This window comes from Nostoc paludosum FACHB-159 (assembly GCF_014698835.1).
Classification (GTDB): Bacteria; Cyanobacteriota; Cyanobacteriia; order Cyanobacteriales; family Nostocaceae; genus Nostoc; species Nostoc paludosum.
Genome location: NZ_JACJTU010000012.1, coordinates 124,696 through 150,702, shown reverse-complemented (window position 1 = coordinate 150,702; position 26,007 = coordinate 124,696). Strand labels below are relative to the sequence as shown.

General features: G+C 39.0%; 22 protein-coding genes. 8 read left to right on the top strand and 14 right to left on the bottom strand.

From position 1 onward, the window contains the following. Positions 1 to 125: 125 nt before the first annotated feature. The 5 genes from H6H03_RS14720 to H6H03_RS14700 all read right to left on the bottom strand — a co-directional run bounded on the left by H6H03_RS14720 (position 126) and on the right by H6H03_RS14700 (position 6,112). Positions 126 to 899, bottom strand: coding sequence for an SDR family oxidoreductase (locus H6H03_RS14720; protein ID WP_190955833.1), 774 nt, complete (start codon positions 897 to 899; stop codon positions 126 to 128). A 595-nt stretch (positions 900 to 1,494) separates the two neighbouring features. Further along, positions 1,495 to 2,520: a D-alanine--D-alanine ligase family protein gene (locus tag H6H03_RS14715; RefSeq protein ID WP_190955832.1), complete on the bottom strand. Its 1,026-nt coding sequence runs from the start codon at positions 2,518 to 2,520 to the stop codon at positions 1,495 to 1,497. Positions 2,521 to 2,642: 122 nt separating this feature from the next. Next, positions 2,643 to 4,037: an ATP-grasp domain-containing protein gene (locus H6H03_RS14710; protein WP_190955831.1), complete on the bottom strand. Its 1,395-nt coding sequence runs from the start codon at positions 4,035 to 4,037 to the stop codon at positions 2,643 to 2,645. 6 nt (positions 4,038 to 4,043) lie between these two features. Further along, positions 4,044 to 4,880: an O-methyltransferase gene (locus H6H03_RS14705; RefSeq protein WP_190955830.1), complete on the bottom strand. Its 837-nt coding sequence runs from the start codon at positions 4,878 to 4,880 to the stop codon at positions 4,044 to 4,046. Beyond that, complete coding sequence (locus H6H03_RS14700; protein ID WP_190955829.1) at positions 4,880 to 6,112, bottom strand: sedoheptulose 7-phosphate cyclase; 1,233 nt, start codon at positions 6,110 to 6,112, stop codon at positions 4,880 to 4,882. Before H6H03_RS14700 ends, H6H03_RS14705 begins: the two co-directional genes overlap by 1 nt. A gap of 1,193 nt (positions 6,113 to 7,305) precedes the next feature. Here H6H03_RS14700 and H6H03_RS14695 point away from each other — a divergent pair. Both H6H03_RS14695 and H6H03_RS14690 read left to right on the top strand, forming a co-directional pair. Next, a complete protein-coding gene (locus tag H6H03_RS14695) occupies positions 7,306 to 8,763 on the top strand; it encodes an MFS transporter (protein ID WP_190955828.1) in 1,458 nt (485 codons plus the stop codon). Positions 8,764 to 8,966: 203 nt separating this feature from the next. After that, entirely contained in the window at positions 8,967 to 9,770 is an 804-nt protein-coding gene (locus H6H03_RS14690; protein ID WP_190955827.1) for a phytanoyl-CoA dioxygenase family protein, read from the top strand. A 184-nt stretch (positions 9,771 to 9,954) separates the two neighbouring features. On the opposite strand, the gene H6H03_RS14685 is transcribed toward H6H03_RS14690, so the two are convergent. After that, a complete protein-coding gene (locus tag H6H03_RS14685) occupies positions 9,955 to 10,863 on the bottom strand; it encodes a beta-1,6-N-acetylglucosaminyltransferase (protein WP_190955826.1) in 909 nt (302 codons plus the stop codon). A 49-nt stretch (positions 10,864 to 10,912) separates the two neighbouring features. Next, a complete protein-coding gene (locus tag H6H03_RS14680) occupies positions 10,913 to 11,416 on the bottom strand; it encodes a GNAT family N-acetyltransferase (protein ID WP_190955825.1) in 504 nt (167 codons plus the stop codon). A 304-nt stretch (positions 11,417 to 11,720) separates the two neighbouring features. Here H6H03_RS14680 and H6H03_RS14675 point away from each other — a divergent pair, with 304 nt between their 5' ends. Together H6H03_RS14675 and H6H03_RS14670 are read left to right on the top strand one after the other, a co-directional pair. Then, positions 11,721 to 12,200 (top strand): beta-lactamase hydrolase domain-containing protein, encoded by a 480-nt coding sequence (locus H6H03_RS14675; protein WP_190955880.1) that lies wholly within the window; start codon positions 11,721 to 11,723, stop codon positions 12,198 to 12,200. 365 nt (positions 12,201 to 12,565) lie between these two features. Then, complete coding sequence (locus tag H6H03_RS14670) at positions 12,566 to 12,847, top strand: hypothetical protein (protein ID WP_190955824.1); 282 nt, start codon at positions 12,566 to 12,568, stop codon at positions 12,845 to 12,847. Positions 12,848 to 13,232: 385 nt separating this feature from the next. Here the strand turns inward: H6H03_RS14670 and H6H03_RS14665 are convergent, their stop codons facing one another. Then, complete coding sequence (locus tag H6H03_RS14665) at positions 13,233 to 13,538, bottom strand: hypothetical protein (protein WP_242057711.1); 306 nt, start codon at positions 13,536 to 13,538, stop codon at positions 13,233 to 13,235. A gap of 355 nt (positions 13,539 to 13,893) precedes the next feature. On the opposite strand from H6H03_RS14665, the gene H6H03_RS14660 reads away from it, so the two are divergent. After that, complete coding sequence (locus H6H03_RS14660) at positions 13,894 to 15,570, top strand: dipeptide ABC transporter ATP-binding protein (RefSeq protein ID WP_190955823.1); 1,677 nt, start codon at positions 13,894 to 13,896, stop codon at positions 15,568 to 15,570. 195 nt (positions 15,571 to 15,765) lie between these two features. Here the strand turns inward: H6H03_RS14660 and H6H03_RS14655 are convergent, their stop codons facing one another. Beyond that, on the bottom strand, positions 15,766 to 16,677 hold the full coding sequence (locus H6H03_RS14655; protein ID WP_190955878.1) for a hypothetical protein: 912 nt from the start codon (positions 16,675 to 16,677) through the stop codon (positions 15,766 to 15,768). Between the two features lie 984 nt (positions 16,678 to 17,661). Here H6H03_RS14655 and H6H03_RS14650 point away from each other — a divergent pair. Further along, complete coding sequence (locus tag H6H03_RS14650; protein ID WP_190955822.1) at positions 17,662 to 18,165, top strand: GNAT family N-acetyltransferase; 504 nt, start codon at positions 17,662 to 17,664, stop codon at positions 18,163 to 18,165. Between the two features lie 110 nt (positions 18,166 to 18,275). On the opposite strand, the gene H6H03_RS14645 is transcribed toward H6H03_RS14650, so the two are convergent. The 5 genes from H6H03_RS14645 to H6H03_RS14625 all read right to left on the bottom strand — a co-directional run bounded on the left by H6H03_RS14645 (position 18,276) and on the right by H6H03_RS14625 (position 22,914). Next, positions 18,276 to 18,488 carry a type II toxin-antitoxin system HicB family antitoxin gene (locus H6H03_RS14645; RefSeq protein ID WP_190955821.1) on the bottom strand — a complete coding sequence of 71 codons (213 nt, stop codon included), beginning with the start codon at positions 18,486 to 18,488 and terminating at the stop codon, positions 18,276 to 18,278. Beyond that, entirely contained in the window at positions 18,472 to 18,738 is a 267-nt protein-coding gene (locus H6H03_RS14640; protein ID WP_190955820.1) for a type II toxin-antitoxin system HicA family toxin, read from the bottom strand. Before H6H03_RS14640 ends, H6H03_RS14645 begins: the two co-directional genes overlap by 17 nt. A 509-nt stretch (positions 18,739 to 19,247) precedes the next feature. Next, positions 19,248 to 19,556 carry a hypothetical protein gene (locus tag H6H03_RS14635; protein ID WP_190955819.1) on the bottom strand — a complete coding sequence of 103 codons (309 nt, stop codon included), beginning with the start codon at positions 19,554 to 19,556 and terminating at the stop codon, positions 19,248 to 19,250. A 271-nt stretch (positions 19,557 to 19,827) separates the two neighbouring features. Then, positions 19,828 to 22,044 (bottom strand): CHASE2 domain-containing protein, encoded by a 2,217-nt coding sequence (locus tag H6H03_RS14630; protein ID WP_190955818.1) that lies wholly within the window; start codon positions 22,042 to 22,044, stop codon positions 19,828 to 19,830. A 132-nt stretch (positions 22,045 to 22,176) separates the two neighbouring features. After that, on the bottom strand, positions 22,177 to 22,914 hold the full coding sequence (locus H6H03_RS14625; RefSeq protein WP_190955817.1) for a DUF928 domain-containing protein: 738 nt from the start codon (positions 22,912 to 22,914) through the stop codon (positions 22,177 to 22,179). Between the two features lie 668 nt (positions 22,915 to 23,582). On the opposite strand from H6H03_RS14625, the gene H6H03_RS14620 reads away from it, so the two are divergent. Together H6H03_RS14620 and H6H03_RS14615 are read left to right on the top strand one after the other, a co-directional pair. Then, the gene (locus H6H03_RS14620; protein ID WP_190955816.1) at positions 23,583 to 24,131 is read left to right on the top strand and encodes a PEP-CTERM sorting domain-containing protein; all 549 of its coding nucleotides are present in this window, start codon (positions 23,583 to 23,585) and stop codon (positions 24,129 to 24,131) included. Positions 24,132 to 24,401: 270 nt separating this feature from the next. After that, positions 24,402 to 25,979, top strand: coding sequence for an alkaline phosphatase D family protein (locus H6H03_RS14615; protein WP_190955815.1), 1,578 nt, complete (start codon positions 24,402 to 24,404; stop codon positions 25,977 to 25,979). Positions 25,980 to 26,007 lie beyond the last annotated feature (28 nt).

Genomic DNA, 26,007 nt, shown 5'->3' with positions numbered 1-26,007 from the left:
CTGAATGTGCTTGCCACCCACAAGCTTTTCACTCTGCTCAGTGACGTTAGCTTGAAGTTAGTTGCGGTTTTTCTCCCCTGCTCCCCTATCTTCAAATAAAAGGTATATTTTTTATCTTTTATTCCCTAAGTGCGTCGGTTAACTAAGGTAGCGCTGGCTTGGTCAACGGGCATTAGCACAACTTCATTAATATTGACATGGGGCGATCGCGTCACGCAGAAAAATATCACATCAGCGATATCGTCGGGAGTTAAAGGGGTGACTCCCTGGTAAACTTTTTTGGCGCGTTCAGTATCACCATGAAAGCGCACTTCACTAAATTCCGTTTCTACCATACCAGGGTCAACGGAAGTTACCCGTACAGGAGTACCCAACAGATCTTGTTTTAAGCCTTCAGAAATTACCCTCACCGCCGCTTTAGTAGCACAGTATACATTGCCGCCAGGATAAGTTTGATGTCCGGCAATGGAGCCTAAATTGACCACATGACCGCGACTGCGGCTGACCATTCCAGGAACAACATAACGGGAGAGATAAAGTAAACCTTTAATATTAGTATCAATCATCTCTTCCCAATCTGTAAAACTACCCTCATGCAACTTGTCTAAACCGCGACTCAAACCAGCATTATTAATCAAAATATCGATGTCAGACCAAGAGGAGGGTAGATTAGAGATGGCAGATTCTACAGCAGAGCGATCGCGCACATCTAGCTCTAACAAATGAACTTCAGTATTAAAATCTTGAGTGAGAGTATCTGCCAGTTGTTGCAAACGTTCTAACCGCCGTGCCGCTAAGATGAGTTTTGCACCCGCACCAGCAAAAATTTTGGCACAAGCAGTACCAATACCACTACTAGCGCCAGTAATTAAAATGATTTGATTTTCCAGAGAAGCCATTGTTAGTGAAAAGTCAATAGTTCAGTGTCAATTGTCCAATAATTTGGAACTGATACCAATTAGATAGGCAATAGGCAACTTGTACTGAGCGTACCCCTACGGGGAAGCAAGCTACGCGTAGCGTCTCGTAGAGAAGTCGAAGTATAGGCAATAGATTTTTTCACGAATGACTTAGGATTGCTATAAGATTTTCCAACCTACGATTATCTGTACCTCATACCGTTTCACTTTCAATTTGATACATTTAGGCAAGCAGGGGAGCAGAGGAGCAGGGGAGCAAAGGGGAAAGAATTTGTATCAGGATTTTAGTGAAATGGTATCACTCCTTTGCAATCTGCTGTAAGTAATACCATTTCTTTGTGAGGCTGCGCCAAATTCTCTTGGCTTGCTTCTTTCTTTCTTTCTTTCTTTTTTTACTTTGTGTCCTTTGCGCCCTTTGCGGTTCGTTTCTTATATACTTTGGCGCATCTTCATACAGAATTGGTATAAGTTGGCAGAATAAAATCAAACAAACTATATTAAAAAAAATAAACTAGCTCAAACCCTTATTCCTATTGCCTATTGCCTGATTCCAACGATAATTATTTACGCCGACTTACTTATTACTGCCCAACGTTTCATCGATCGCTATCATTAATAACTCATTTAAAGAGATTCCTACTGCTTTCGCCATAGAGGAAATCACGCTTTTGGGGGCAAAAGAACAATACAACCCAGCTTCTAAAAACCAAGGTTGTCCCTGTGAATCGATGCGAAAGTCAAATAAACTGTAGTGGCGACAACCCAAAGCCTGATGGCATTTCTTAGCTACTTCCTGAACCTTTTGGGTAATCGGGTCATTAGGGTCTAAAATCCAAGACTTGTTATTACCTTTTGCGGCGAAACCCAAGTTGCCATCGTCTGTTTTTTTGAGTTTATCGGCATAGGTGCGGATGGGTTTTTCATGAGAGTCTACCAAATACTCTTCAAGAGGTAAACCAATTAACTCCCCGTCTTTAACAATGATGCCGCATCTGACTTCTCGACCTTCGATGAATGTTTCTACCATCGCTTCATCTGCATATTCAAATGCTTTCTCCAGCGCCGCGTCATACTCGGCAGCATCTTTAACTAGAGTTACCCCTAGTGAGTTGTCTGAACTTACGGGTTTAATAACTACTGGAGGTGCAATTGTCGGAACATCTCCTTGGCGCAGCAGTTCTCCAAAAGGCACTTTTACCCCTGCTGCTTCCACAATTGCTTTGGTTCTGGCTTTGTGAGCCGTTATTGCCATGAGATCCGGAGTATTGCCTATGTAAGGAATTTTCAGGAGGTCGAATAAGGCGCGGTAGTAAGTCATTCCAGGGATACAAAACATTTGTGGTAACACGATGTCAATGTTTTGTGCTGCAATGAACTCTATGGCTTCAAACACAGGCATCGGTTTAGCCTGAGCAATATCTTCTCGGCTGAGGGAGGTAGGAAATCGCCACTCGCCATCGGGGGTAATATATGCGATCGTAGAGTCATAGTGCAGCTCTGCCGTTGCTGCCAAACAGTCTTGGGCGTACAGGCGTGACAAATCGCAGTAAAAATCATTCTGTGCAGAGCCAACTAAATGAAGGATACGAAGTACTGACATGATTCATGTTCTCTAACTTTTATTGTGGGACGGACAAGATGTCCGCCCTTGTTTGCGGGCGGGCGAGACGCCCACCGCACAAGTAGTAATTTATTTCTTGGTAATCCGTAGCAGCCTCGGTATTAATCTCCCCCCAATTCCACCAATTTGCCGATGTTGAAATCTATGCGCGTCCAACCTTTGAGCTGACGTAGATTCTTGAGCAAGAGTAAAGGAATTTGCCAATGATGCACCATTAAAAATGGTAACGGGTCATCTGGTTTATAAATTGCATCAGTTCCCCGCCAAATATTTGCAATCCATTTTTTCAATTGCGTAAAAGAACGGATACCAGTCAAACGCCAGACTTCGTGATAAGTCCAATAAGTTGGTTTACTGGTTGGCAATGGCTGTAACGTTTGAGCCATCGGTTCTTTATCTAGGTAGGCTTGGGCAACTTGGGGATGGTCGTAGAAAGTAGTAATTGCAGAGTGCGTGCGGGGGTTACACTCAATAGCATATACTCTGCCATCCTCAGCCTGAATAAAGTCAAAGGAAACCTGTCCTGTAAGTTTCAGTTCCTTGACAAAATGCCTCACCCATTCCCTGATTTGGGAATTTTCAACGTTTTCATAGTTAACTTGAAAAGCTGAAGATTCACAGCAACAGTGCAATCGCAATTCGCCATCCCGGACGGTGCTATGGGTACAAAATTCATTGCCGGGAATAAATTCTTGCATAATCCAAGGCTTTTCCGGGCTGATTGGCAAGCTTCTGACGAATGCAGCTGTTTCTTCTGGAGTGGCACAGGGAAGCTTAGTTAAGTCTAAACGCCGTACTGAATCGTAAGGAATACTCTTGAGGATATATTTGCGAGATTCCTGGGAGAAGTCGAAATTTAGAACTTGTTCGGCAGAGGTAATTTTGAAAGATTTAGGCACTGATAAACCAAGCGATCGCGCTGTTTCGGCAAAGGCAAATTTATCATCCAATCTCTCGGTAATATCTGCATCAAAGTGAAATACTTCGCAATACTTCGACAGTGATGGCTTGGCCAGGGAGTCGTAGTAACTACCCAAGGGACTGGTCACAGGAATGTAGACATCGATATTTTCTTGTTTGATGATGTCTATCAAAGCCTGAGTATAGCGTTCTGGATTTTCTTGCGGCGCAGGAACAGTATAAAACTTGTCAACAGCTTGGGAAAATCGATGCCCAGATAGCCAATATTTGTGGGTTTCTATCAGCACCACTCTGTGTCCAGCAGCAGCGCATGACCGCGCTATCTGTAAAGCTTTGGTCATTTTGCCGCCACTAATCAGGATATTTTTGGGGTTTGCGGCTTTGGTGGCTGGCTGCTGGAAAGGACGCGAGATAGTATGCCACAACAAAGTCACTAAAACGATCGCGGCATTGATTGGCAGTGCTAATAATAGCAACGCCAAAGTCAAAATATTTTGGATAATTACGGCTATTTTTGTCTCTGAAGGTAAAGACGGTATAGCAGGTGAAGAAGAAACGGAAATAGATTGTGCCATACGCAATCACGCAATTCTGCGGATAATCGTCAAGCCATCTCGTAGGGGGAGTATTACCTGTTCTACGCGCTTTTCGAGTGCTACGGCACGATTAAATTGAGCGATCGCTTCACCATTAGAAGTGCGTTGTTGTGCGGGTAAATAAACCTCTCCTTGCAGTAGGGTGTTATCTACACAAATAAATCCTGACGGTGCTAGCAAATTAGTATCTAGCAATGTTTGAAAGTAGGTTATGTACTCCTTTTTATCTGCGTCGATAAACACCATGTCAAAGGATTCTCCAGCTTCTATTAACTTATCTAAGGTTTCCAAAGCTGGCCCTAATTCCACCCGGATTTTTTGACCGTCAGGAGATTTGTCAAAAACTGCTTGTCCAACTTCCGCAGCAAAGGGATCTACTTCACAAGCAACCAGCACTCCATCTGGAGGTAATGCCTCAGCCATTGCCAATGCAGAATAACCTGTAAACATCCCTATTTCGAGTACTTTTTTGGCCTTGGTCATATGAACAAACATTTTTAGGGTTTGTCCTTCTACATGGCCGGATAGCATCTCTTGTTCTAGAGGTCGTACTGTTGTGCCTTCACTAAAGTGTTCTTGCCATGCTTCTGTTGATGTTTTTTCGGCAAGTACAGTTAAAGCGGGTGATTCAGGGGTTGTATATTCTTCCAAATAAGGATCTAAACCAGCTGCCAACTGCCATGCTTGAGTGATGTTATCGACTAAATCCGCAGGTAAATCTGTGCGTTGGTTAATTTTTTGGACAATAGCTTCTAGCTTCTTTGCTAAGATGCCTACCGGTGTGACTGGTCTAGCTGTGGGCTTGGCAATTGTGGTGGACATTATATGGCACTCCCAACTAGTTCTGTCTGATAAACGGGGTACATATCCACACCTTCGCCACCACGAGGATAGTTAACGCAAAGCTGCTTGTGGTCTGCTAAACCTTGTGCCAATTCTTCCCGTGTTAAATCATTCATATAGAAGCAAGTACCAATTGGCCTCGGCATCGCGGCTCTCAACAAACCATCTCGTGTCAGAGTGATAGACTCGGTAGCGTCCCACAATAGTTCTTCATCCATTAAAGGATGGTCGAGAGCTAGTCCCAAATCGCTGATTAATCCTAAAATGCGATCGCGTTCTTCAATTGTGATATACCCTCTATTAGCTGCGATGGTTGCAGATAAAGCCATATCGATACTCACCGCATGTCCGTGAAACATCGGAATGTGTGGCGCAAGTTCTAAAGTCGGACTCCAAGTATGTCCATAAGCAATTGCTCTATCTAAATCTAGTTCGTGGAGGTTAGGTACTTCTAACTCCAACATTTTTTTGATGGCTTCGTAAGTCAGACTATGAGCTATTTGTTTAATCTCTGGAGTTCCATCGATATTGCCAAAGTGGGTATCAAGCAATTCTTTACCATACTTTTCTAACCACTCAAACACACCCCCATGAGCAACTACAGCAATTTTGACTAATTCTGCCATTCCATTACGCACTTGATTTTTTGGTAATGTCCCCAACAGAGAAAAGTCTAATAAAACTTTTTGGGAAGCATGATAAGCACCCAAACGATTTTTCAACTTCCGATGATTAACTGCTACCTTGATAGCGACGCTAGCATCAATCAAACCAATCAAAGAAGTAGGAATCCGAATGTAGTTACTACTACGGCGATAGGTAGAGCAAGCAAAACCTACAACGTCTGTAATTAAACCACCACCGATGACTAATACTGGCTCTTTTCGCACTAATTTGAAGTCTGCGAACACATCTATAATCTTCTCAAAGGTTTGAATAGATTTGTTTGGTTCGGTAATAGTCAGAGTAAAAATCCTCAAATCGAGATTGTAATAGCGGAAATATTTCTCAATTTGAGTAGCGTAAAAATTGTAGACATTAGTATCGATAACAGCCAAGCATCTGCCAAAACTTCTATATATCTCTGCAAGTTCTGGATTAGCAATATCAAAAACGCCATCTACATAAACTAATTCATACTCAATCTTTTCATAAGCTTCTACGTGAAATTTGTTTTCGGTAGCTTGGAGTTTTGTTTGAACGATGCTCACAAATTTTGCCTCTAAGTGAAAGAAATTGTTACTTTGGTACTGATGCAATCGTAATTTTAAGCACTTCTCTTTGAGAGTGACTTAACTTGGGACATTATGTCGCAAGCAAGTAAGTTGCCTGCGATTCGTGAGAAAAAACCGTAAATCTGAATGAAATCTCGTTGGATTGCAGATTTAGAAATGACAAACTACAGCACCAGAGATGAAGTGCATCTAGTGTCATTTCACCAGCACAGCCAAAGGCCTTAAGTCTTCGCTGAACCTTAAGGGGATCGCAAATTTACGCAACAAAACTTCATTGATTTTATCAGATTATCAGACTGTCACTTCTATGTCTAGCCTCAAGGTTTACGGACTTTTAGTAGCTGAATAACGGTTTAAAAGCAAGCTAAGAGAGTGGTTTTACTTGCTTAGAAAGCTTAGACACTTGTTTACATTAGTTAACGTATCACTATTTTTCAAAAATTGCACCTACACCAAAGGTAGATTTCAAACAAAAAAAACTAGATTTTGAGTATTTGGCGATTTGAGCGTTGATTTAAAAAGCTAATCTTTGATTAGCGAGACGATACGGCATCATCCATGCCAGGAGAAGTCAGCGGGAAAATTAATAACTATGTAAATAAAAGTTAAGCAGACATATATATAGTAAAATTTTACACATTGTTTTTGTTATTTACTCTTTCTCTGAAGCACAAATACCATGAATATTTCTTGGTTTGAATAGAATTTTATCGCGATCGCTACTCAAAAGCTTTTAGTTACCTTGGTCAACATATTCTAAGTATTTACTTATCTTAACATAGTTTATTTTTTTGACGCCGACTATCTTAATCGCCCAGAGATTTAGGTTTCATTTCTAGCTCAAAGAAAAAGTAAAATTACCCAGATCGACCTACGAACAATCAAATTTCAAACTTTTTTGTACTAAGATATCCTTACATGGCTGTTTACTGGTTTGATTCTTTGTCCTTGTCCGCTTCAACTATCCCACGTTCTTATAAAGGTTTAAAGCAAGTGATTTCTTGTTTGAAAAGAAAGAATTTTTATAATGAGTATTTATACGTATAACCTTAGTCTGATTGATAAGAAATTTCTGTTTTTAAGCGATCGCGTTTCCCTTCCCTTTTTATGGATTTTATAGATACTCTCTAATTGGGATGTTTCCCTATATTTTTTGAAGTACTACATTTATGGATTTTGTTCCGGCTGAAATAGGCACACCTATTACTGTAGAAATCGCTGAGATTGCTGCGCCATCAGCACCACTCGCTCCTACCTCAACACCAAGTCGTATTTCTAAAGATGCAATTCGCACAAGTTTGAGGGCTTCCACCGCCGATGGCATTTTTGCAGCACTTTTCTCCATTGCCACTGGCTCAATTTTGCTGGGTAATTTTTTGGTGGAGTTGGATGCCAGTCCAGTTGTCTTTGGTCTGGTATCCTCTATCCCCATGTTGCTACATCTATTTCAGCCGATAGGTGCTTACTTGTCTGAACGCAGCACCAGCCGCTTTCAGTATTCGCTGCAAACACACGGAATTGCTCGATTATTGTGGGTAATTTTAGTAATTGGCATTGCTAGTTTTAGCTGGGGATGGCTGGATTCCAATCAATTGGTGATATTGTCGCTCTCGATTCTCCTATGCACTCATCTTTTAGGAGGATTAGCAATTGCATCATGCTTGAGTTGGATAGCAATGTTAGTCCCACGACAGTTACGAGGCAGATATTTCGGACTACGCAATAGTCTTGCCAACCTCACAGAATTACTTAGCTTACCCTTAGCAGGTTTAGCCATATCGCATTGGTATGGGGGAAGCATCCAAGGTTATGGAGTGATTTTGTTAGTAGGCATTTTCTTTGGAATTGTGAGTTTGGGGTGTCAGTATTTCCAGGTAGATATGAATCCCCAATTACAAAATACTTATTATGCTAGTTCATCTCAAACTAGCGAGATTCAGGCAGACTCCTCACCAAACGAACTTGGCGACACATCTGGCGCAATTTCTTTGCCGCAAATCCTGACAACAGAAAACGATTTAATTAGCAGCATTAAGAAAAACTCCAATTATTTGGTATTTCTGCTTTATTTCGGCTTTTGGACGTTTGCTGTTAACCTCAGTGCCCCATTTTTTAACCTCTATTTGCTAGATACGCTAAATCTAGATGTCAGCTGGGTAACTTTCTACAACAGCTTGCGAGCTGGTGCACACATGCTGATGTTAATTGTTTGGGGAAAATTATCAGATAAAATTGGCAATCGTCGGATTCTAATTTCTACAGGAATTCTGATTGCAGTTATACCTTGGCTGTGGCTGCGGATTGGTTCTAGCCCTTTAGATTTGTGGTTGTGGTTGCCTTTATTACACATTTTTATTGGCGCCAATTGGGGAGGAGTTGATTTGTGTAACAACAATCTCCAGATAGAAATTGCACCGCTAAAAAATCAGTCTATCTATTTTGCGATCGCAGCTGCTATTGCTGGGGTCAGTGGTGCTTTAGGAGCAACTATAGGCGGCTTTATCGCTCAATTTGCTGGCTCTTTTGGCATAGTCGAAGTCTTCATTGTGTCTGGGATTTTACGGCTAGCGTCACTAATACCACTAATTATTAAAAAGGATCTCGGTAGTAAGTGTGAAATTATTTAACTACGGTTGTTAAAAAATAGTCCATCTCCAGAAAGAATAACTAAATGAATATCTACTTTATACTGAAAAAGCTTTCTTTGTTAGATAGTAAAAAACTTAATTTCAGTAAAGTTAATTCTTGAGATTATGACTGAAATCGGGTGATATGCATTTAGCAGTTCTGAGCCAAAATAGTTTAATTTCAAAATCTGAAAAAAGATAAAATGCTGAAGGTAGACACACAAAAAATTAGCCCTCAACAAGTTGAAGCTTTTGAACGAGATGGCGTTATCTGCGTCAAAAATGCTGTGGATGATATCTGGGTAGAACGGATGCGAACAGCGGTTGACAAAAATATATCAATCCCTGGCCCTTTGGAGAACAAGAATGCACCAAGACCACAAGGTAGTGCGGAACATGCCAGTAGCATCTGGCTCATTGATGCTGATTTCCGTGCTTTAGCTTTTGAATCTCCATTACCAACACTTGCAGCTCAAGTTTTAAAATCGAAAAAATTGAACTTTTTGGCTGACGGTTTTTTTGTTAAAAAACCCGAATCAAATGGCCGTATTGGGTGGCATAACGACTTACCTTACTGGCCTGTACAAGGTTGGCAGTGTTGTAAAATTTGGCTGGCTCTAGATACTGTCAAACAAGAAAACGGTCGATTAGAGTATATCAAAGGTTCTCATCAATGGGGCAAAGAGTTACGCGAAAGATCCAACCCATCCTGGTTTGTAGAACCAGAACCTCACGAAATTCTCTCCTGGGATATGGAGGCTGGAGATTGCTTAATTCATCATTTTCTGACAATTCATCATTCAGTCACTAACATATCTTCTACACAACGACGTGCAATAGTGACGAATTGGACTGGCGATGATGTTACTTATTATCAGCGTCCGAAAGCGTGGCCTTTCAAACCCCTCGAAGAAATTGATGTACCAGAATTTAATTCATTGAAAACCAAAAAATCTGGTGAACCGATAGACTGTGATATCTTTCCTAGAGTTCAAGTGCATCGGTAGTTGCGAATTTGCACTATTAAAGTACTAGCACAATTCTATCAGTTTCTTGTTTGGATATGCCATGATATACAGGCATTCACCCAAACAGAAATATCAACTAAGTTTTTTGAAAAATTAAATAGGAGTCTTATAGTCAGTAGTGACGCTCATCCAAGCGTCACTCAATCAATTGCGAATTTTTCGGTTAGACATCCACTTGCACCATTTCATCAATCATATCTAATATATCGGGGTCTATAGTTAGATCGAATTTTCTGGCGAATAATTTTTCTGATTGGCTAATTTTTTCAAAATCATTTTTTTCTAATATCCTGGGGTGGAGTGCGTTAATATTTCCCCAATCTATATATCTTAAGTGGTCGTTAATTATTTTGTCTTTAAAAGGGGAATTTAAAATAACTATTTGGTAAAAAAGCTCATCTGTTAGAGCAGTGTAATTAAAACGATTCACAAACTTAGGGTTTTGTTTGACAAAATCATCTATATACTTTACGCATTCTCCCGTTAAGCACCAAAGTGCAGAACCTCCATAAAGAGCAAAGCCTTCAGGAAATTTACGTTTTTTAGGTAAAAATGAAATCAAAAACGAATATAACAAAGAGTTGATAGGAGATTTAAACTCACGCTTCTCCGGAATAGAAATATACTCATCTTTCCAACGGATATGCCAATATTCTATTCTTCTTAAGCCGCCTCCTTTCCATTTAGTACAAGGTAGTGGAAAATACTCTAAAAATTCTTTACCTTTATTCTGTTCGAGAAAGTTTTTAATATGGGTATTTGATTTAATTGGATAGTCTTGACCGGATAAGTGTATAACATAATCAAACTCAGTGCCTGTTTTGACTATTGACTTCATACCTTCAAGGCTAGCTCTTACAGCATCAAAGCTTCCCCATGCTGAATTAAATCTCTTGATAAAAGAAACATTTGGAAATTCATTCAGTTGAGTAAGCATCTGATGATAGATTTTCGCATCTACTTTCTTATCTATATGTATAAAAAATGAAACATCTTGTGTATTAAGTCGATGAATAAGACGCTTTAATTGTTCGGGATACTTATGGGCTAAAATGATGTATGCAATTTTCATAGATTAGCTGGTATGATTGTGCATTTTTTGAAGCCGAAATACCTGATTTCTATACTATTCCCTCAGGAATATTTAATATTTTACTCATCTTGGTAACTGGAACAAATAGCCCATTTCTTAAATAATGAGGCGTTCTTTGAATGGCAGTAAATCCCAGTTTTAAATAAAATCCTTCTGCATAAAGGCTCGCAGTTGTAATTACCTTATCTATACCTCGATCGCTTGCTCGATGGCAAAAATGTTCAACTAAAGCACGCCCAATTCCTTGACCTTGATATTTAGGATGGACGTATAACCCAATCAGTTCGTCAACAACGAAACTGGTAAACCCCATAACTATATCTCCCTCCACCGCAACCCACAAAGATTCCAATTTCATATTTTTTAAAATATTTGCAGCATCAGGCTGGTTGCGGTGATTACGCCAAGCTAAAAGTTCTTTTTCTGTATAAAAAGTTGCTGGTAGAGCTTTGATAGCAGCAATATGAATTGCACTCAGCGCCCACCCATCTTTTTCATCAGCAGGCCGAAGAGATATTTTATTGGCACTCATCGTTTTAAAACTGGCATTTAGGTGACATGCCTTTGAGAATATCAAGTCCGCTCAAAATATAAACTACAGTAAATTTATCGTTAAAATATATAATATATTTTAATCTACACTAAACCTACCGACAAACCGTATATTATAGGTACAGCAATAAAATAATCAACTCAAAAAGCGAATTGAGAAATAATCAAGCGATCAGTTCTGAAATTTGGGGTATTTTGTTGTGTTTGTCTAAATATCTTCTCAAAGCTTGCTTTTTAGAGCATTTAATAAGCTGCAAGAAATTGGAAAGTTAAAAGGAGTGAATGTGATCAACGCGATACAAATTAACGAAAACTTGACAACCACAGGACAAGTTATACCGAAACAGCTCGAGCAAGCTAGACAAGAAGGTTTTAAGTCGATTTTAAATCTGCGATCGCCTGATGAGTTGGGATTCTCCCACGATGAGCAACGGGTGGCGGAAGCATTAGGGTTGCACTATGCGAATGTGCCACTTAAGCTAGAAGCACTAAATGAAGAATTAATTACCAAAATACTGACAACAGTTGAACAAATTCCCAAACCAGCAGTTGTGCATTGTGCAGCAGGGATGCGATCGACTGGAATTGCACTATTGAGTATCGCAATTAAAGAAGGATTAACGCCAGAGCAAATCTTATCAAAAGCTCGGAATGTAGGCTTTGGGTTCTTTGAACACGCTGGTGTTAGTCCCCGCTTGAAGCAACTGTTTGTGGATTATGTTAACAAACATGCCAAGGTAGCTGTGACTGTTAGTGATAATTAATAGAATTTGCAAGTCAGGTGACTGTTGACTGTTAACCGTCAACAGCCAACAGTCAACAGTGTCAAGGCGTCTTTCATTCCATCCCTAGAGGGAGTAGGTTTTACCGACGCCTTTTGATAGGCTCATTGTCTGTAGTATCTGATACTAAAAATAAAAATTCCGTATTATACTGACAAGATTTACAAAGGTAAAAAAATTATCATCTGAACTATCTGCTAAATAGTAGTTTAAATGAGCTTTTGCTTTATGAGGTTTAATTTTTCTTAATATTGATTATACAAAAAAATCACAGTGTTTTTACTGTTGTTAAAGACATTAATACTTACTTAATATGTAGCACAATATTTTTTATAATCTCAAGCATCGTGAAATCTCTCCTACAGACGTACTTAGAACAAGAAATCTGGATACTAATACGAGAAAAGTGGTATTTTGCTACAATTATCGGAGTTTGGGATGATTTGTTGTGGTTTAAACATAGAACTTACAACAAAGAGGCAGAGGAAGATACTCTCTGGGAAATGGTTGTAAAAATCAGTGAAGTAATTGCAGTTGATAAAGTTAAGTCTGTGATCAGTAGAAAACCAGATGTGTTGATGTCACGTCTAGTAGAAACTGACCAAGGCACAACCGATCATCATCATTAGTATATAGGAATCATGTTTGATTTTTGGACACAATTAGTACTGTAGTGGCGTGGCAAGACTAATAATGTTGCAATAAGTTTTCTTGTAATGTGGGCATCTTCCCCGCACTGGACGGGCGAGACGCCCGCCCCACAAGAGTTTTCTAATGCACAATTTAAGGCTTCACACGCTACTACGTATATTTTCAGGCAATCAAATAGTAGTTTTATAGAACTTCTATTTGATTGATGAATTTACAGATTCTTGGAAAATAGGAAGTAGGGAATAGGGAAAAATTAATTGCTTATTTCCTATTGCTTTATATGAGAAAGTTTTTATATTTAGCATACTAGGCTCTATCAAGAATTATCTGAATAAAGTTTTGCGTTACAGCCACTTATCAATACTAAAAAAAATTATTATAAATAGACCCTGAATAATCTATGCTATTAATGTCATTATCATGATAGCTCACTGAATGGTTAATAGCTTCATATGTATTATCTCCTCCTAAAGGATTAATTGCGACGCTATCAGTGATATTAACTACATGAAAAGTATAAGGAGAAATCCCTCCGAGTATAACTTCTAATTCCCCTGATGTCAGCTTGTGAAAAAACGTTTTGATTTCACTATCAAACAAGGTGGAAATTACGATTTTAGCCATTATTTTAATTTTATTATCTTCAAATTTAAATTTATTATATGCCAAAGGGTTTTTATAAAGGGAATAATATGTGATTTTTTTCAGACTTAAAACTCATTTTTATGTCGAAAGTTTTCTTGAGGTTAATAATTATTATCTCAAACGTATCTGTGGGAATAGTAATCGAAAATCATATCTAAAAGTAAAATTTAAATTCGGTATACGAAAAGTTATGCAAGGGTTTTGGGTGTGCTAATAATAAAGACTCCGGTAAATCACCAAAGGCTTTCTGTCTGCCTGAGCAAGATTGGTGTGTAAAGTCCCTTAAAGATATTCACATCAGGTAAGGTCTAAAAATAATCTGTTAAACTATCTAAAATTTAAGATTATCCCAGCTGCTAGCCCAGGGTAATAACTAAGTATGAGTCAAGCCTTATTCTGTATCGAAAATCTACGAGTTGCTTATCCTCAACGAAGTGAAGAAGCACCAAGCTGGGCGGTTGATGATGTATCTTTCACCCTGCAACGTGGTGAAAAAATGGGATTGGTAGGAGAGTCGGGTTGCGGTAAGTCAACTATCGGACGCGCAGTTATGCGATTACTTCCAGCTTCTAGCCGCGTTGAGGGGCGGGTGACATTTCAGGGACAGTCAGTATTTGATTTAACGCCTAACCAGTTACGGAAATTTCGCGGTGAAGCGATCGCTTTAATTTTTCAAGATCCGATGACACGCCTCGATCCGCTGATGACTATTGGTAAGCATTGTCTGGAAACTTTGCAAGCGCACTCACCAGAATTATCAGCAGCGCAAGCCAAAGAAAAAGCACTTGCAACATTGGCAAAGGTAAATATCCCCGCAAGCCGTTGGAATCAGTATCCTCATGAATTTAGCGGCGGAATGCGACAACGGGTAGCCATAGCCTTAGCTTTACTTCTCAATCCCAAGTTTATTGTTGCAGATGAACCCACCACAAGCTTAGATGTTACCGTTTCCGCGCAGATATTACAGGAATTAACTCGGCTGTGCAGTGAAGAAAACATGGGATTGCTGCTGATTTCTCACGATTTAGCAATGGTAGCTGAGTATTGCGATCGCATTGGCGTCATGTACCACGGTAAAATGGTCGAAATGGGTTCGACGGAAGCTGTATTTAGACAACCGCAACACGAATACACGCAATCGCTCCTCAAAGCAGCTTTACATATTCAATCAGTGGATGAAATAGAGGCTGGAGACTGGGGACTGGGGACTGGGGAAGAAAAGCAGTTAGCGAGTATTAAGGAGAAATCGCCGATTTTGAGTGTCACTGACCTCAAACAATATTACACTATAGAACCTAATTTTATTGAAAGACTGTTTAACAGACACTCAGAGACAATTAAAGCGGTAGATGGTATTAACCTGGATCTTTATCCCGGAGAAATTCTTGGCTTAGTTGGGGAATCTGGTTGCGGTAAAAGCACCTTATCGCGGACAATTTTGCAACTAATCCGTCCCACGGCTGGTAAAGTTGAGTTTTTAGGACAGGATTTAACTAAACTGTCGCCTCAAGAAATTCGTTCTTCACGGCGACAAATACAAATGGTGTTTCAAGATCCCCATGCTTGTCTCAATCCAGCGATGACAGTGGGACAAAGTATAGCCGATCCTTTATTTATTCATCATCTTGCTGATTCTGTAAAGGCAAAAGAACAAGTTTTGTGGATGTTAGAAAAAGTTGGCTTAACACCGCCCCACGTGTATTATGAACGTTATCCATCAGATTTGTCTGGAGGACAACAACAAAGAGTAGCGATCGCTCGTGCTTTGATTACTCACCCGAAACTTTTGATTTGCGATGAACCAGTGAGTATGTTAGACGCTAGCGTGCAGTCACAAGTGCTAGATTTGATGTTGCAATTAAAAGAAGAATTTGAGTTAACTTATTTGTTCATCACTCACGATCTTTGGTTAGCCAGATTTTTGTGCGATCGCATCGCCGTAATGAACGGCGGTAAAATTGTTGAACTCGGTGAAACGAAAAAGATTTTTGCTAATCCTCAGCACCCCTATACCAAAACCTTACTAGCTGCTGCGCCATTATTAGCACGCGCTTAGAAAAATAAAGTTAGGAGTTGGGAGTTGGGAGTTAGGAGTTAGGAGTTAGGAGTTACTAACTTTTAACTCCTCATATCATGTTCAGTAAAATAGTTATGATTAAATCTCACGCAAAGACGCAAAGGCGCAAAGAGTCTGCAAAGTTTTTATCGTAACTAATTAGACGAACCTGATATCACTCCTCACTCCTCACTCCTAACTATTTTCCCTCCCTTCAATTAATTTCGTTCCTTCTCCACTCGAACCATATAGCTCAACATATCTTTTAAATAGCAACCCAGTTTCGTGATTTGAAATTCGATGTGAATGGAGTAAACGCTCTATGTTTCTCTCAGCTAGAGCTTGTAAATAAGGCAAGTCTTCAAAGAGTGTCAAACAAGAAGCAAAATGTAAGATTATTTGCAATAATGGCTTTGGCCACTCTAGATCGCTATAAATATCTATGAACAACTGATGTTCCGAGTCACTTAATGGAAAGGCATGAAAAATAACAATTATTCTTTTGTTATTGTAGACTGGAATACTCAGTTCAACAGTGTATGGAGTATGCAATATTAAATCTACCTCTACAATTGGCTGCCGCCAAATTCTTAAAGGATTAGCTGGAGAATCTAATATTGTTTGGAACTTGATGATTCCACCGATATTTGTGGGTTCAAAATGACTGATATTTAAAATCTTCAGGTTGTTTAAGCTAAATTTATGAACTGTTTCTAAATGTTTTAAGCTCAACAAATGATAAATCTGGCAAACGTAAGGAAAAGGTAAAATATATTCCTGGCTAATCATATGTAGCCTTTTAATTTTTAACTTTTCCGCTTGGATACGACAGAGATATTCTTGATATTCATTAGGGGGGAAATCATTACTAGTAAAGCTTTCTTCTGGTTTGAGATATAACCAACTGAAAAAAAAGAAAGAAGCTGTAAATAGTTGAAAAATTTCTACAGTCGATACATAACCATCGGTAAATGCAGCGAAGCTTCTGTCAGTTATCCCAAAAAGCCAAGACGGAATTCCAAATAGCCAAATTCCATTTTTAATTTTATCTATTAAAATAGCAATATCAACTTCTACAAATGTATTTTTAGATTGATTGCTATTCATTTTTTCTAGGCTATCTAGATTAGATTTCTGATTATTTTTAAAACAATTGGCAGACATAATAATATTTTTATTTTAAAATACTTATTTGATTATTCACTAAAGACTAGAAATCTTATCCCTACTCCTATGCTAAGCAAACTTAATATTACTAACCTCTATCTTTAGCTGGAGATGCAAGCCCTAGTTATCTATATCTGTATATAAACAATCAAATTAAAGTTTCAAGAATTTGATTGTTTATACAAAATTTTATATCTCTATATGTATGTTACTGACTGAGCAAAAGGTTTTGTAAATTCTGCTTTTCAATGATTCAATACTGTATCGTTTGAGGCATATATGCAATACATAGCTGTGCTATACTAGAATTATTAAGTGATTTTAAAAAAAGCCGATCTCTCTATCACAAGAAATATATATTTTTAGATAAAATAAGTTGTTTTTTCCTGACATCAGAAAAAAACTGTTTCTCTAGAATGAATGCTAAATTAGCCATGAGAAATAAAAACTAACAATTTCGGGGTGAGGAATTATAATGTTTCTCTGTTATACGTAAAACAATAACCAGATAAATTGTAATTCTTATCAAAGAAGGCAGAAGGCACAAGGAAAACAGCCTTCTGTTTCCTGCCGTGACAAAAGCGAACTTGCGGTTTAAGACAAGAACTCCAAATTTTCTTGTTTTGTGGCTCTTTTTCAGGAGGGGTTTGAATCCCCTTGGAGAAAAAAACCTCCTGTCCCCTTCAACACTTTTAAAATAAATAGTGAATTAATTAGGAAAGTCCTGTTTAATGAAGCATCTGTGACAATTACCTTAGAAACCGTATAATTACTACTGTCATATCAGTTGCCAGTTAAGTTAGGACATAAACCGAACGTTAAAACCTGGGCACAAAAAGATTGTCAAGTCTATTGCCTATTGCCTGGTATAGCACTGTATGATTTTTGAATATTTTCGCTTAGATTTTCTCCAAGACCTTAGCAATGATGATTCGCCATGCGATTGAAACAGACTTAGCCACAATTGTGGAAATTTACAATGCTGCAATTCCCAGCCGTATGGCGACTGCTGATTTAGAGCAGGTATCTGTGGAAAGTCGGCTTGCTTGGTTTAGGGCGCGATCGCCTTCACACCGGCCACTTTGGGTAATCGAAGTAGAAGGAGTAATTGCTGGCTGGCTGAGTTTCCAATCCTTTTATGGGCGTCCTGCTTATAATACAACTGCTGAAATTAGTATTTACATAGCCCCTGCCTTCCATCGGCGTGGCTTAGGAAAACAACTTTTAGCACAAGCAATTCAAGAAAGTTATAGGTTGGGTTTAAAAAATTTAGTCTGCTTCATTTTTGCCCACAATCAACCCAGTTTAAACTTATTTGCAACATTTGGGTTTCAACAGTGGGGATATTTGCCTAAAGTTGGAGAACTTGACGGCGTTGAACGAGACTTAGTTATTATGGGACTGCATATTAATCAACCTGTTATTTAATTATAATATTCTTGAATAAACAGCACCCAGATGTAGAGACTAGCAATTGCAATGTCTCGACAAATATTTTGATATCATGACTTTTCGCAAAAACTAAAATCCAAAAATTATTAGATGTACATAGAACGGGGTCTAGGATCGGGAATGGAACGGCCTAAATCCTTAGCTGTTTCTATCCACTCTTGCATGACGATTTCTACATTGTACAGAGCTTCTTGATAAGTCTCGCCATCGGCAGCACAACCTGGTAATTCTGGTACTTCGGCAATAAAAGCTTGATTTTCTCTACTCCAATAGAGAATAACTTCATAGCGAAATGTCATTTTTAGTTCCTAGCTGATACTTAATAATTACTGCACGAACTTGTTTAACTTGATAGATTTTGGCTTTTCCTTTTTTATGTTGGAGATTTAGTATTTCTTCTACACCATCTTTAACAAAAATACGATGATCGCCACGAATACGTTCATCAAAGCCTAGTTTGTATAAGAGTTGCCACAATTGGGCAAAGGGGATGTCTGTATCAGAAGTCCCAGAGAGGATTTTTTCTAAGATTTTATCTTGCTGACTCACGTTTTTCTGACTATCTGAATATTTCTATAGTCTCATATTTTTTGAAAAATTTGTTGATGACAAGAAAAAAACGAGTCCTATTCGGGCTATAGCAATCCTATCTGATTTGTGACAATTTGCGGTGTTTAGATCCCTGATTTTTTTGAGAAATCGGGGATCTTGTTTCTCACGAATTATTAAGTAGGGCTATATATGGGGCGATATCTATGACAAGTTCACCTATACACTTGGTATATTCTAAAATTAAGCAAATATCAAGCTTTGTATATGTTAATAAACTTGATGCCTAATTCTTTAGTAATTATAATTTATGAGATTTTACAGATAGTTTTGTTGTCAAACATCGCTTGTGGAATAAAAATCTCCGCCACCGTTGACGGAGATATTAGTTATTAGGCATTGCAGAAAAAGCAGGATGATTTTGCAGGTTTTGTAAGATGGGTCGAAAAGCCTGTCCCTTGTATTTCCAGGCACTCTGCATACCCACCCTACAAGAATCATCTCTTGATTCAGCAACGCCAAAAATCTTTGTGGACAGCTACAAGCATTTGTGCTTGTCTTAAAACGTTTCCGAATAAATAAATAGGAATCTGCCAAGCTGCAACGGTAACTTCTTTGACTATATCCTGTACGCTAATTGCTATTAATTCATGTTCTGGCGACTCTCCTTCAATTACACCAGACCAGGTAAAAGCTAATAAAAAATCATCGTCTCCAGGTAAGGATGCGATCAAGCATTCTTCTGGTGCTGGCTGGCAAATAATCCCATATTCATTTGCAAGGTCTACTAGTTTCTGAAATTTTTCTACGTTCGTCATTTGTCGTTTGGATGTAATTTAATCTCAGTTTTACGAGGAATTATGTTTTTTATACCCAAAACTAAAATTAGTTCTTCTATACCATTCGTTACGAATTATTAAGGATTTCTTAGAGTTGAATCTAGCTGAATTGCAAAATTTTACAGCGATCGCCAGGTTCTATCAGCAACAATTGTTACTGTTTCCAAAAAAGGTGAACTACCTACTTTCTCAGTTGACTGTATTTAGATACACTTCCCTTCGCTACAATTTCAATATTGATGGCATAGTCTCACTCAGGTTGACGGAGTATATTAAGAAGTGCGATCGCTTTTGGAGGAATGGCTGTAAACCGAATCAGGAAAAGATGCTTCTCAACATCAGATTGTTTAATGACCTTGGCGTAAATATGTTCTTCTTCTGTAGCTAGTTCTGGTTCAATTAATAATTTCAGCTTCAGATTACTCAAAGGTTCTAAGGGATGTAAAGATTGGAGTTGTGCTGTTTTTTCTGAGAGGCCAACTAAAGCTCCTGCAAATACTGTTCCACCTGCTTGTTTTCCCTGTAAAATGCTGTATTCCACAGGTAATTCCTGATTTAAGCTGACCATTGCTTCATCATCTTCAGGTAAGAACAAGTTATACTGACCGCCAATGCCACGAATATCAAAAATTTTCACCGGGTCTTTTATGCCTTTAGGTTTGATTTCTAAATCTCCAGCAATTTTGAGGTCAATATTGGCATCTTTGGAGGTATTTTCAGAAATCAAAATCTGCCCGCCCACTGTATAAGTTTCAATTCGGGCAGCTAAATTGACATGACTGCCGATGACTGTGTATTGGGCGCGTTTTTGAGAACCAATATTTCCCGCCACAACTTCACCTGTATTAATTCCAATTCCCATTTCGAGGATTGGTAAATTCATTTGTTGGTTTTGTTCGTTGACTTGTTGCATTGCCAATTGCATAGCAATAGCACAGGCGATCGCTCTTTGAGAATCATCTTTACGACTAATTGGCGCACCAAAGATCACAAAAATACCATCGCCCATAAATTCATTAATCGTACCTTTATAGTGATTAATTACCTCTGTCATTGCTCCTAGATAAAGATTGAGAATTCTAACTACTTCCTCAGGAGGTAATTGTTCAGAAATAGCCGAGAATCCTCTTAAATCAGATACGAGAACTGTCACTTTTCGGCGTTCTCCTCCTAGTTTTAACCCCGAAGGAGTTTCCAGAATATTGGCCACTATTTCATCAGTAAGATAACGGCCGAGAGTTTTTCGCATCTGGGCAGAACCTTGGGCGATATACTGAGTAAGTGCGATCGCAGAACCTCCCAATGCCAATAGTGAAGGAACAACGGGAATCCACCAACCACTCAGAAATGCCAAAAAGCTACCACCGAGTAAACCGCTACCTGCCAGACCGATAGCTAGGAAAATCTTTTGGTTATTGCTGTGGCGTTGTACCCAACACAAAATCGCCCCAATAGTTGACCAACTAAAAATCAATAGCCATTCTATTGGTTCCGGCAAAGTCTTAATTTCTGGACGACCATCCAAAGCCGCACTCAAAATTTGACTAATTAAATTAGCATGAATTGTAATACCCGCCATACGTTCTGGCTCAGTAAGTACATTGCTGCTGTAAGGCGTATAGAATAAATCTTTCAAACTTTCAGCTGTAGCCCCAATTAATACCACCTTACCGCGCATTAAATCTTTGGGAATGCGTTTATTTTGTAAATCTCTCAGAGAAATTTTGAGAAATTCTTGTATCCTTCCTCGATAATTTAAAAGTACTTGATAACTTCCTGCATCCGCTCGCACATAACCTCCATCATTTGCTTCAAAAATAGGGAAAACACCCCGATTTAACTGCAAATAATTAGAGTTAGTTGCTGCTGGCTTGGCAGTAATACCTTCAGGTTTCAAGTACAACAAAGCTAGTTTTAAAGCAAAACTTTCCAGAACTTCATCGTTCTTTAAATTGAGGTAAAGCAAACCTCGGCGAATTTTTCCATCCCCATCTAAAGGTAAATCATTTGCTCCAATTTGATGGCGTTGTTTGAGAATTGGAGAGGCATCAACTGAAGAACTATCAAAACTATCAGAAATTTTTTGCACGCCAATCAAATCCGGGGTTGATTCAAACACTTTAACTAAAGCTTGGTGACCAGGATTTACAGGTAAATCCCGATAAATATCTAAACCGATCGCTCTAGGTTGCTGCTTTTTAATATCTTCTAATACATCAGCAAGCGCCGCATCGGTCATTGGCCACTGTCCTTGCTTGCGGACATCCGCCTCATTAATTTCAACTATCACAATACGAGTATCAACTGGCTCTCGTGGGCGGAGGAGAAAAAATTGATCTAATGCAGCTAATTCTAATAACTGTAGTAATCCAGTTAAGCGTAATCCAATCACTAGAATTGTAATATTGGGAACTGCAAATAAAACACCCCGCCATTGCCAAATTCGCGGTTTCAGGTTTTTCCACATAATATTAAGTAGGGATTAGGGACTGGGAAAGATGAGGGAAACAGGAGAGTGTGAGAGATTACATATAATAAAAAAGCTTCTCAACCCTCTCACACTCTTAATACCCAGTCACCAGTCCTCAGTACCCCATATTTAAATTAATGGACTTGAAGCGATCGCGCTTAAATCAACTGATTTAAAAAATTGCCTCCAATCCATCCTCACTTTTAAATTATTCGGCTCAGTCCGGCGTAGTTGCACTAAAGTAGCCAAGGCTTCATGCCAAATTCCGGCTTCTGCATATATGGTGGGCAATTTCCGCAAATTTGCTTTTTTTAACGCCTCAGATAATGCTAATTCCGGTTTAATTCGTTCCACCCAACCATCTACAATCGGATTGTCACTGGAGTCTTCAGCATCGCAAACAATTGTCAGATACCAGTGATAAGTTTTATCTACTGCCAATGCTGGAGCAGTGTCAGGAAGTGTAAAGCTAACAATTCCTGATTTATCTGGAAGTGTAAAAGATGTTTCATAAACTAGTCTCTGGTCATTATCAGCAAAAAGCAAAAACTTAGCTGTTTTGACTGAAGATTCGGGTATATGCCAGAAAAATGTTGGACGTTGACCAAGTGTCAGTCCTAATTTATTTGGAGGAATTAAGGGAGTTATGACTTTTTTGCCTGCCAGACAAGAACTACTACGAGTTGAACCACCAGCACTTACAGGAGGTGCTCCTCGCTTCGGTGGCTTAAATGTTTGACTAATTTGCCAAGTTTTGTTTGGTTGGTATAACTGAGCTTGTGCTTGTGTTGTGAAAGTATGAGCGAAATTAAAACATAAAGATAAGGAAAATACTAGAAAATATTGAGATGATTTAATCAATTTCATAATTTATCTCAAAATGCCTTGGTTCTAGATTGGATAGCTTAAATTGCCAACAATCAGTTGACTAAATTAAGTATTCCCAAAAGCAGGCTGAGATTTCACATTCAACTACAAATTCTCAATAGAACGAAGCTTGACGCACCTAGATCCCGGACTTCTTTAACAAGGCGGGAATCTAAAGCTATGACGCTACAGTATGTAGTTTTATGTAAATCTTTTAAGCACATCTCGAAAGATAAATTATATCAGTAAAAGTCAACCGAAAATTTTTCTAAAAAAATATCTTGGATTTGAGGAATTGTTTGATTAGCAAAATAAATTTGCTGCGATTTTTACCCATAATTAAACTTGGCTTAAACTAAGGATTTTAATATATGGTTGTTTGAAGGATTGGAAAACTTGTCTCTTAATTTTTCCAATTGAATAATCGAAATTTCATTGTCATCGCTGTAATCAGGGGTGACAGGCTATTGCTTGGAAAATCACGTAAAAGATGTATTAATTAACAACAAACTAATTAATACAAAGGGTTTCAAAAAATGGTGAAGTAGACATACTAGGTCAGGTAACCAGGTATTAAGCCTGTTTTAGTTCCCAATTCTTAATTTTAGATTCTGCTGTAATTACTGATGTATATTACTTGCAGAAGTTCATCGTGAGGAAAGCAAAAGATGAAATTCGTTCCACAATTAGTGCTTGCTGCCGCTAGTTTGACTATAAGTTTTGTAACTCTAAATGCAAAATCTGTATCTGCTGCAATTATTAATTATGCTTTCAGCGTTGATAGTCCCACCACTAAGGGAAATGGCTTTTTTAGCTTTGATGATTCAACTTTAAGTGAAGAAAATTCCGTAGCGATCGCTAATTCGGTTTCTTTTCAATTTGATGGCGATTCTACAGTTTACACCGAACAAGATGATATCGACTATCCAGACTTTCCCCTTGTATATTCAACAGTGTTTTCCACAGGAAAACCATCTTTAGCTTTAGACTATACATTCGACAACAAAACTAATCCTGCCAATTCTCTCCGCTACGAAATTATTGGTGAGGATTTTACAATTTTCTCCCCAACCGAACCTGATGTGGAACTAATTTCAGGTACAGTTTCTTATACAAGAGTACCTGAACCTACAGCTTTAGCTGGCGTTTTCTTAGCTTGTGGCATTGGCTTGACGACAAAGAAAAAGTTCATTTCCATCAAAAAAGTTAAAGCTTAATCTTTGATTTTCATTAGCAATTAATAAAAGGCAAGAGGCAAGAAGGCAATAGGGATATCCACATAATTAAAACTATGGGATTGGAAAACTGACGTATTCAAATATTGCGGCAAGTCACCTGATTTAAAATTTTGAATTTTATTCCTAATGCAAATTAGAGGCTTGCATCCAATTATTTTGTCTGGTTTTTTAGCTATTGCCTATTGCCTATTGCCCATTGCCCATTGCCCATTGTCTATTGCCCAATTACCAATCAACCAGGAGTAAAAAATGGTAGATTTTCATAATATTGAAAGGCTCTTGCAAAGTCGAATCAAACGACGCAACTTAATTATTGGGGCAGGAGCATTAAGTGGTTTTGCGATCGCTAACCAATTTTCTCATCAAACAGCGAGTGCCACAACCAGATTTTCCAATTATCCTTTTACTTTGGGTGTAGCGTCGGGTGACCCCGATGCCACCAGCGTTGTGATTTGGACTCGTCTGGCTCCCGAACCCTTGAACGGCGGCGGAATGCCACCAGTAAATGTACCAATTCGCTGGGAAGTATCTACTGATGAACAGATGAAGCGCATTGTCTCCAGAGGTACGGTGCTGGCAACCCCAGAACTAGCTCACTCAGTACGAGTTGTGGTAGAAGGGCTGCAACCTGATAGTTGGTACTGGTATCGCTTTGTTGTCGGTCAAGACTCTAGCCCCATTGGTCGCACTCGTACTGCACCTTTAGCGAATGGCTACTTGAATAAGTTGAACTTTGCCCTTGTCTCCTGCCAAAACTATCAGCAGGGATTCTATACCGCCTACAAATATCTCGCACAGGACGACCTCGATTTAGTAGTCCATGTTGGCGATTACATCTATGAAGGGGGAATCTCAACCACTACTCCCAGACAACACAATAGTTCAGAAATTTTCACCTTAGAAGATTACCGCAACCGTCACGCCCTCTATAAAAGCGATACCAATCTGCAAGCAGCGCACGCAGCATTTCCGTGGATTGTTACCTGGGATGACCATGAGGTAGAAAACAACTACGCCAACGACATCTCAGAAATTGATAGCGAACCAGATCAAAACCCGGAAATCTTCCTGCAACGTCGGGCTATTGCTTATCAGGTTTACTACGAACACATGCCGTTGCGTCCGTTACAACGTCCTGTTGGCCCCAATATGCAACTTTATCGCCGACTGAACTTTGGTAAGTTAGCAACCTTCCATGTGTTAGATACTCGCCAATATCGCACTGACCAGCCTTGTGGTGATGGTACTAAAGCACGTCCTTGTGGACTAGAACCGAATGGAACCATTACTGGTAAAGCACAGGAGGATTGGCTATATGATGGCTTAGATAAATCACAGGCTAAGTGGAACGTTTTAGCTCAGCAAGTTATAGTTGCTCAGATAGATAGAACAGCGGGGCCAGGGGAAACCTATAGTATGGATAAGTGGGATGGTTATGTAGCTTCCCGCGATCGCCTTTTACGTTTCTTAGAACAGCGTAAACCATCTAATCCAGTAGTCTTAACAGGCGATGTCCATAACCACTGGGCAATAGATTTAAAGGCTGACTTTAATAACCCACAATCTGCTACGGTGGGGAGTGAATTCGTCTGTAGTTCAATATCCTCCGGTGGAAATGGCTCAGACACTATCCCCAGTTACATACCAGAAAACCCACAGGTTAAGTTTTACAACAATAGACGGGGGTATGTTCGCTGTAATGTGACTCCCACAACCTGGAAAGCAGATTATCTTGCGGTGTCAGAGGTGGAAACTCCATTTGGCACTATTAGCAAAAAGGCTTCATTTGTGGTTACAGATGGTAATCCAGAAATACAACCAGCCTAATTTTCTAATTCCCAGGTATACCATTTCA

Bases quoted from the DNA above. Each gene is read 5' to 3' on its own strand.
- H6H03_RS14720 (WP_190955833.1), bottom strand. From the start codon at position 899: ATGGCTTCTCTGGAAAATCAAATCATTTTAATTACTGGCGCTAGTAGT.
- H6H03_RS14715 (WP_190955832.1), bottom strand. From the start codon at position 2,520: ATGTCAGTACTTCGTATCCTTCATTTAGTTGGCTCTGCACAGAATGAT.
- H6H03_RS14710 (WP_190955831.1), bottom strand. From the start codon at position 4,037: ATGGCACAATCTATTTCCGTTTCTTCTTCACCTGCTATACCGTCTTTA.
- H6H03_RS14705 (WP_190955830.1), bottom strand. From the start codon at position 4,880: ATGTCCACCACAATTGCCAAGCCCACAGCTAGACCAGTCACACCGGTA.
- H6H03_RS14695 (WP_190955828.1), top strand. From the start codon at position 7,306: ATGGATTTTGTTCCGGCTGAAATAGGCACACCTATTACTGTAGAAATC.
- H6H03_RS14690 (WP_190955827.1), top strand. From the start codon at position 8,967: ATGCTGAAGGTAGACACACAAAAAATTAGCCCTCAACAAGTTGAAGCT.
- H6H03_RS14685 (WP_190955826.1), bottom strand. From the start codon at position 10,863: ATGAAAATTGCATACATCATTTTAGCCCATAAGTATCCCGAACAATTA.
- H6H03_RS14680 (WP_190955825.1), bottom strand. From the start codon at position 11,416: ATGAGTGCCAATAAAATATCTCTTCGGCCTGCTGATGAAAAAGATGGG.
- H6H03_RS14660 (WP_190955823.1), top strand. From the start codon at position 13,894: ATGAGTCAAGCCTTATTCTGTATCGAAAATCTACGAGTTGCTTATCCT.
- H6H03_RS14655 (WP_190955878.1), bottom strand. From the start codon at position 16,677: ATGAATAGCAATCAATCTAAAAATACATTTGTAGAAGTTGATATTGCT.
- H6H03_RS14650 (WP_190955822.1), top strand. From the start codon at position 17,662: ATGATGATTCGCCATGCGATTGAAACAGACTTAGCCACAATTGTGGAA.
- H6H03_RS14645 (WP_190955821.1), bottom strand. From the start codon at position 18,488: ATGACATTTCGCTATGAAGTTATTCTCTATTGGAGTAGAGAAAATCAA.
- H6H03_RS14635 (WP_190955819.1), bottom strand. From the start codon at position 19,556: ATGACGAACGTAGAAAAATTTCAGAAACTAGTAGACCTTGCAAATGAA.
- H6H03_RS14630 (WP_190955818.1), bottom strand. From the start codon at position 22,044: ATGTGGAAAAACCTGAAACCGCGAATTTGGCAATGGCGGGGTGTTTTA.
- H6H03_RS14625 (WP_190955817.1), bottom strand. From the start codon at position 22,914: ATGAAATTGATTAAATCATCTCAATATTTTCTAGTATTTTCCTTATCT.
- H6H03_RS14620 (WP_190955816.1), top strand. From the start codon at position 23,583: ATGAAATTCGTTCCACAATTAGTGCTTGCTGCCGCTAGTTTGACTATA.
- H6H03_RS14615 (WP_190955815.1), top strand. From the start codon at position 24,402: ATGGTAGATTTTCATAATATTGAAAGGCTCTTGCAAAGTCGAATCAAA.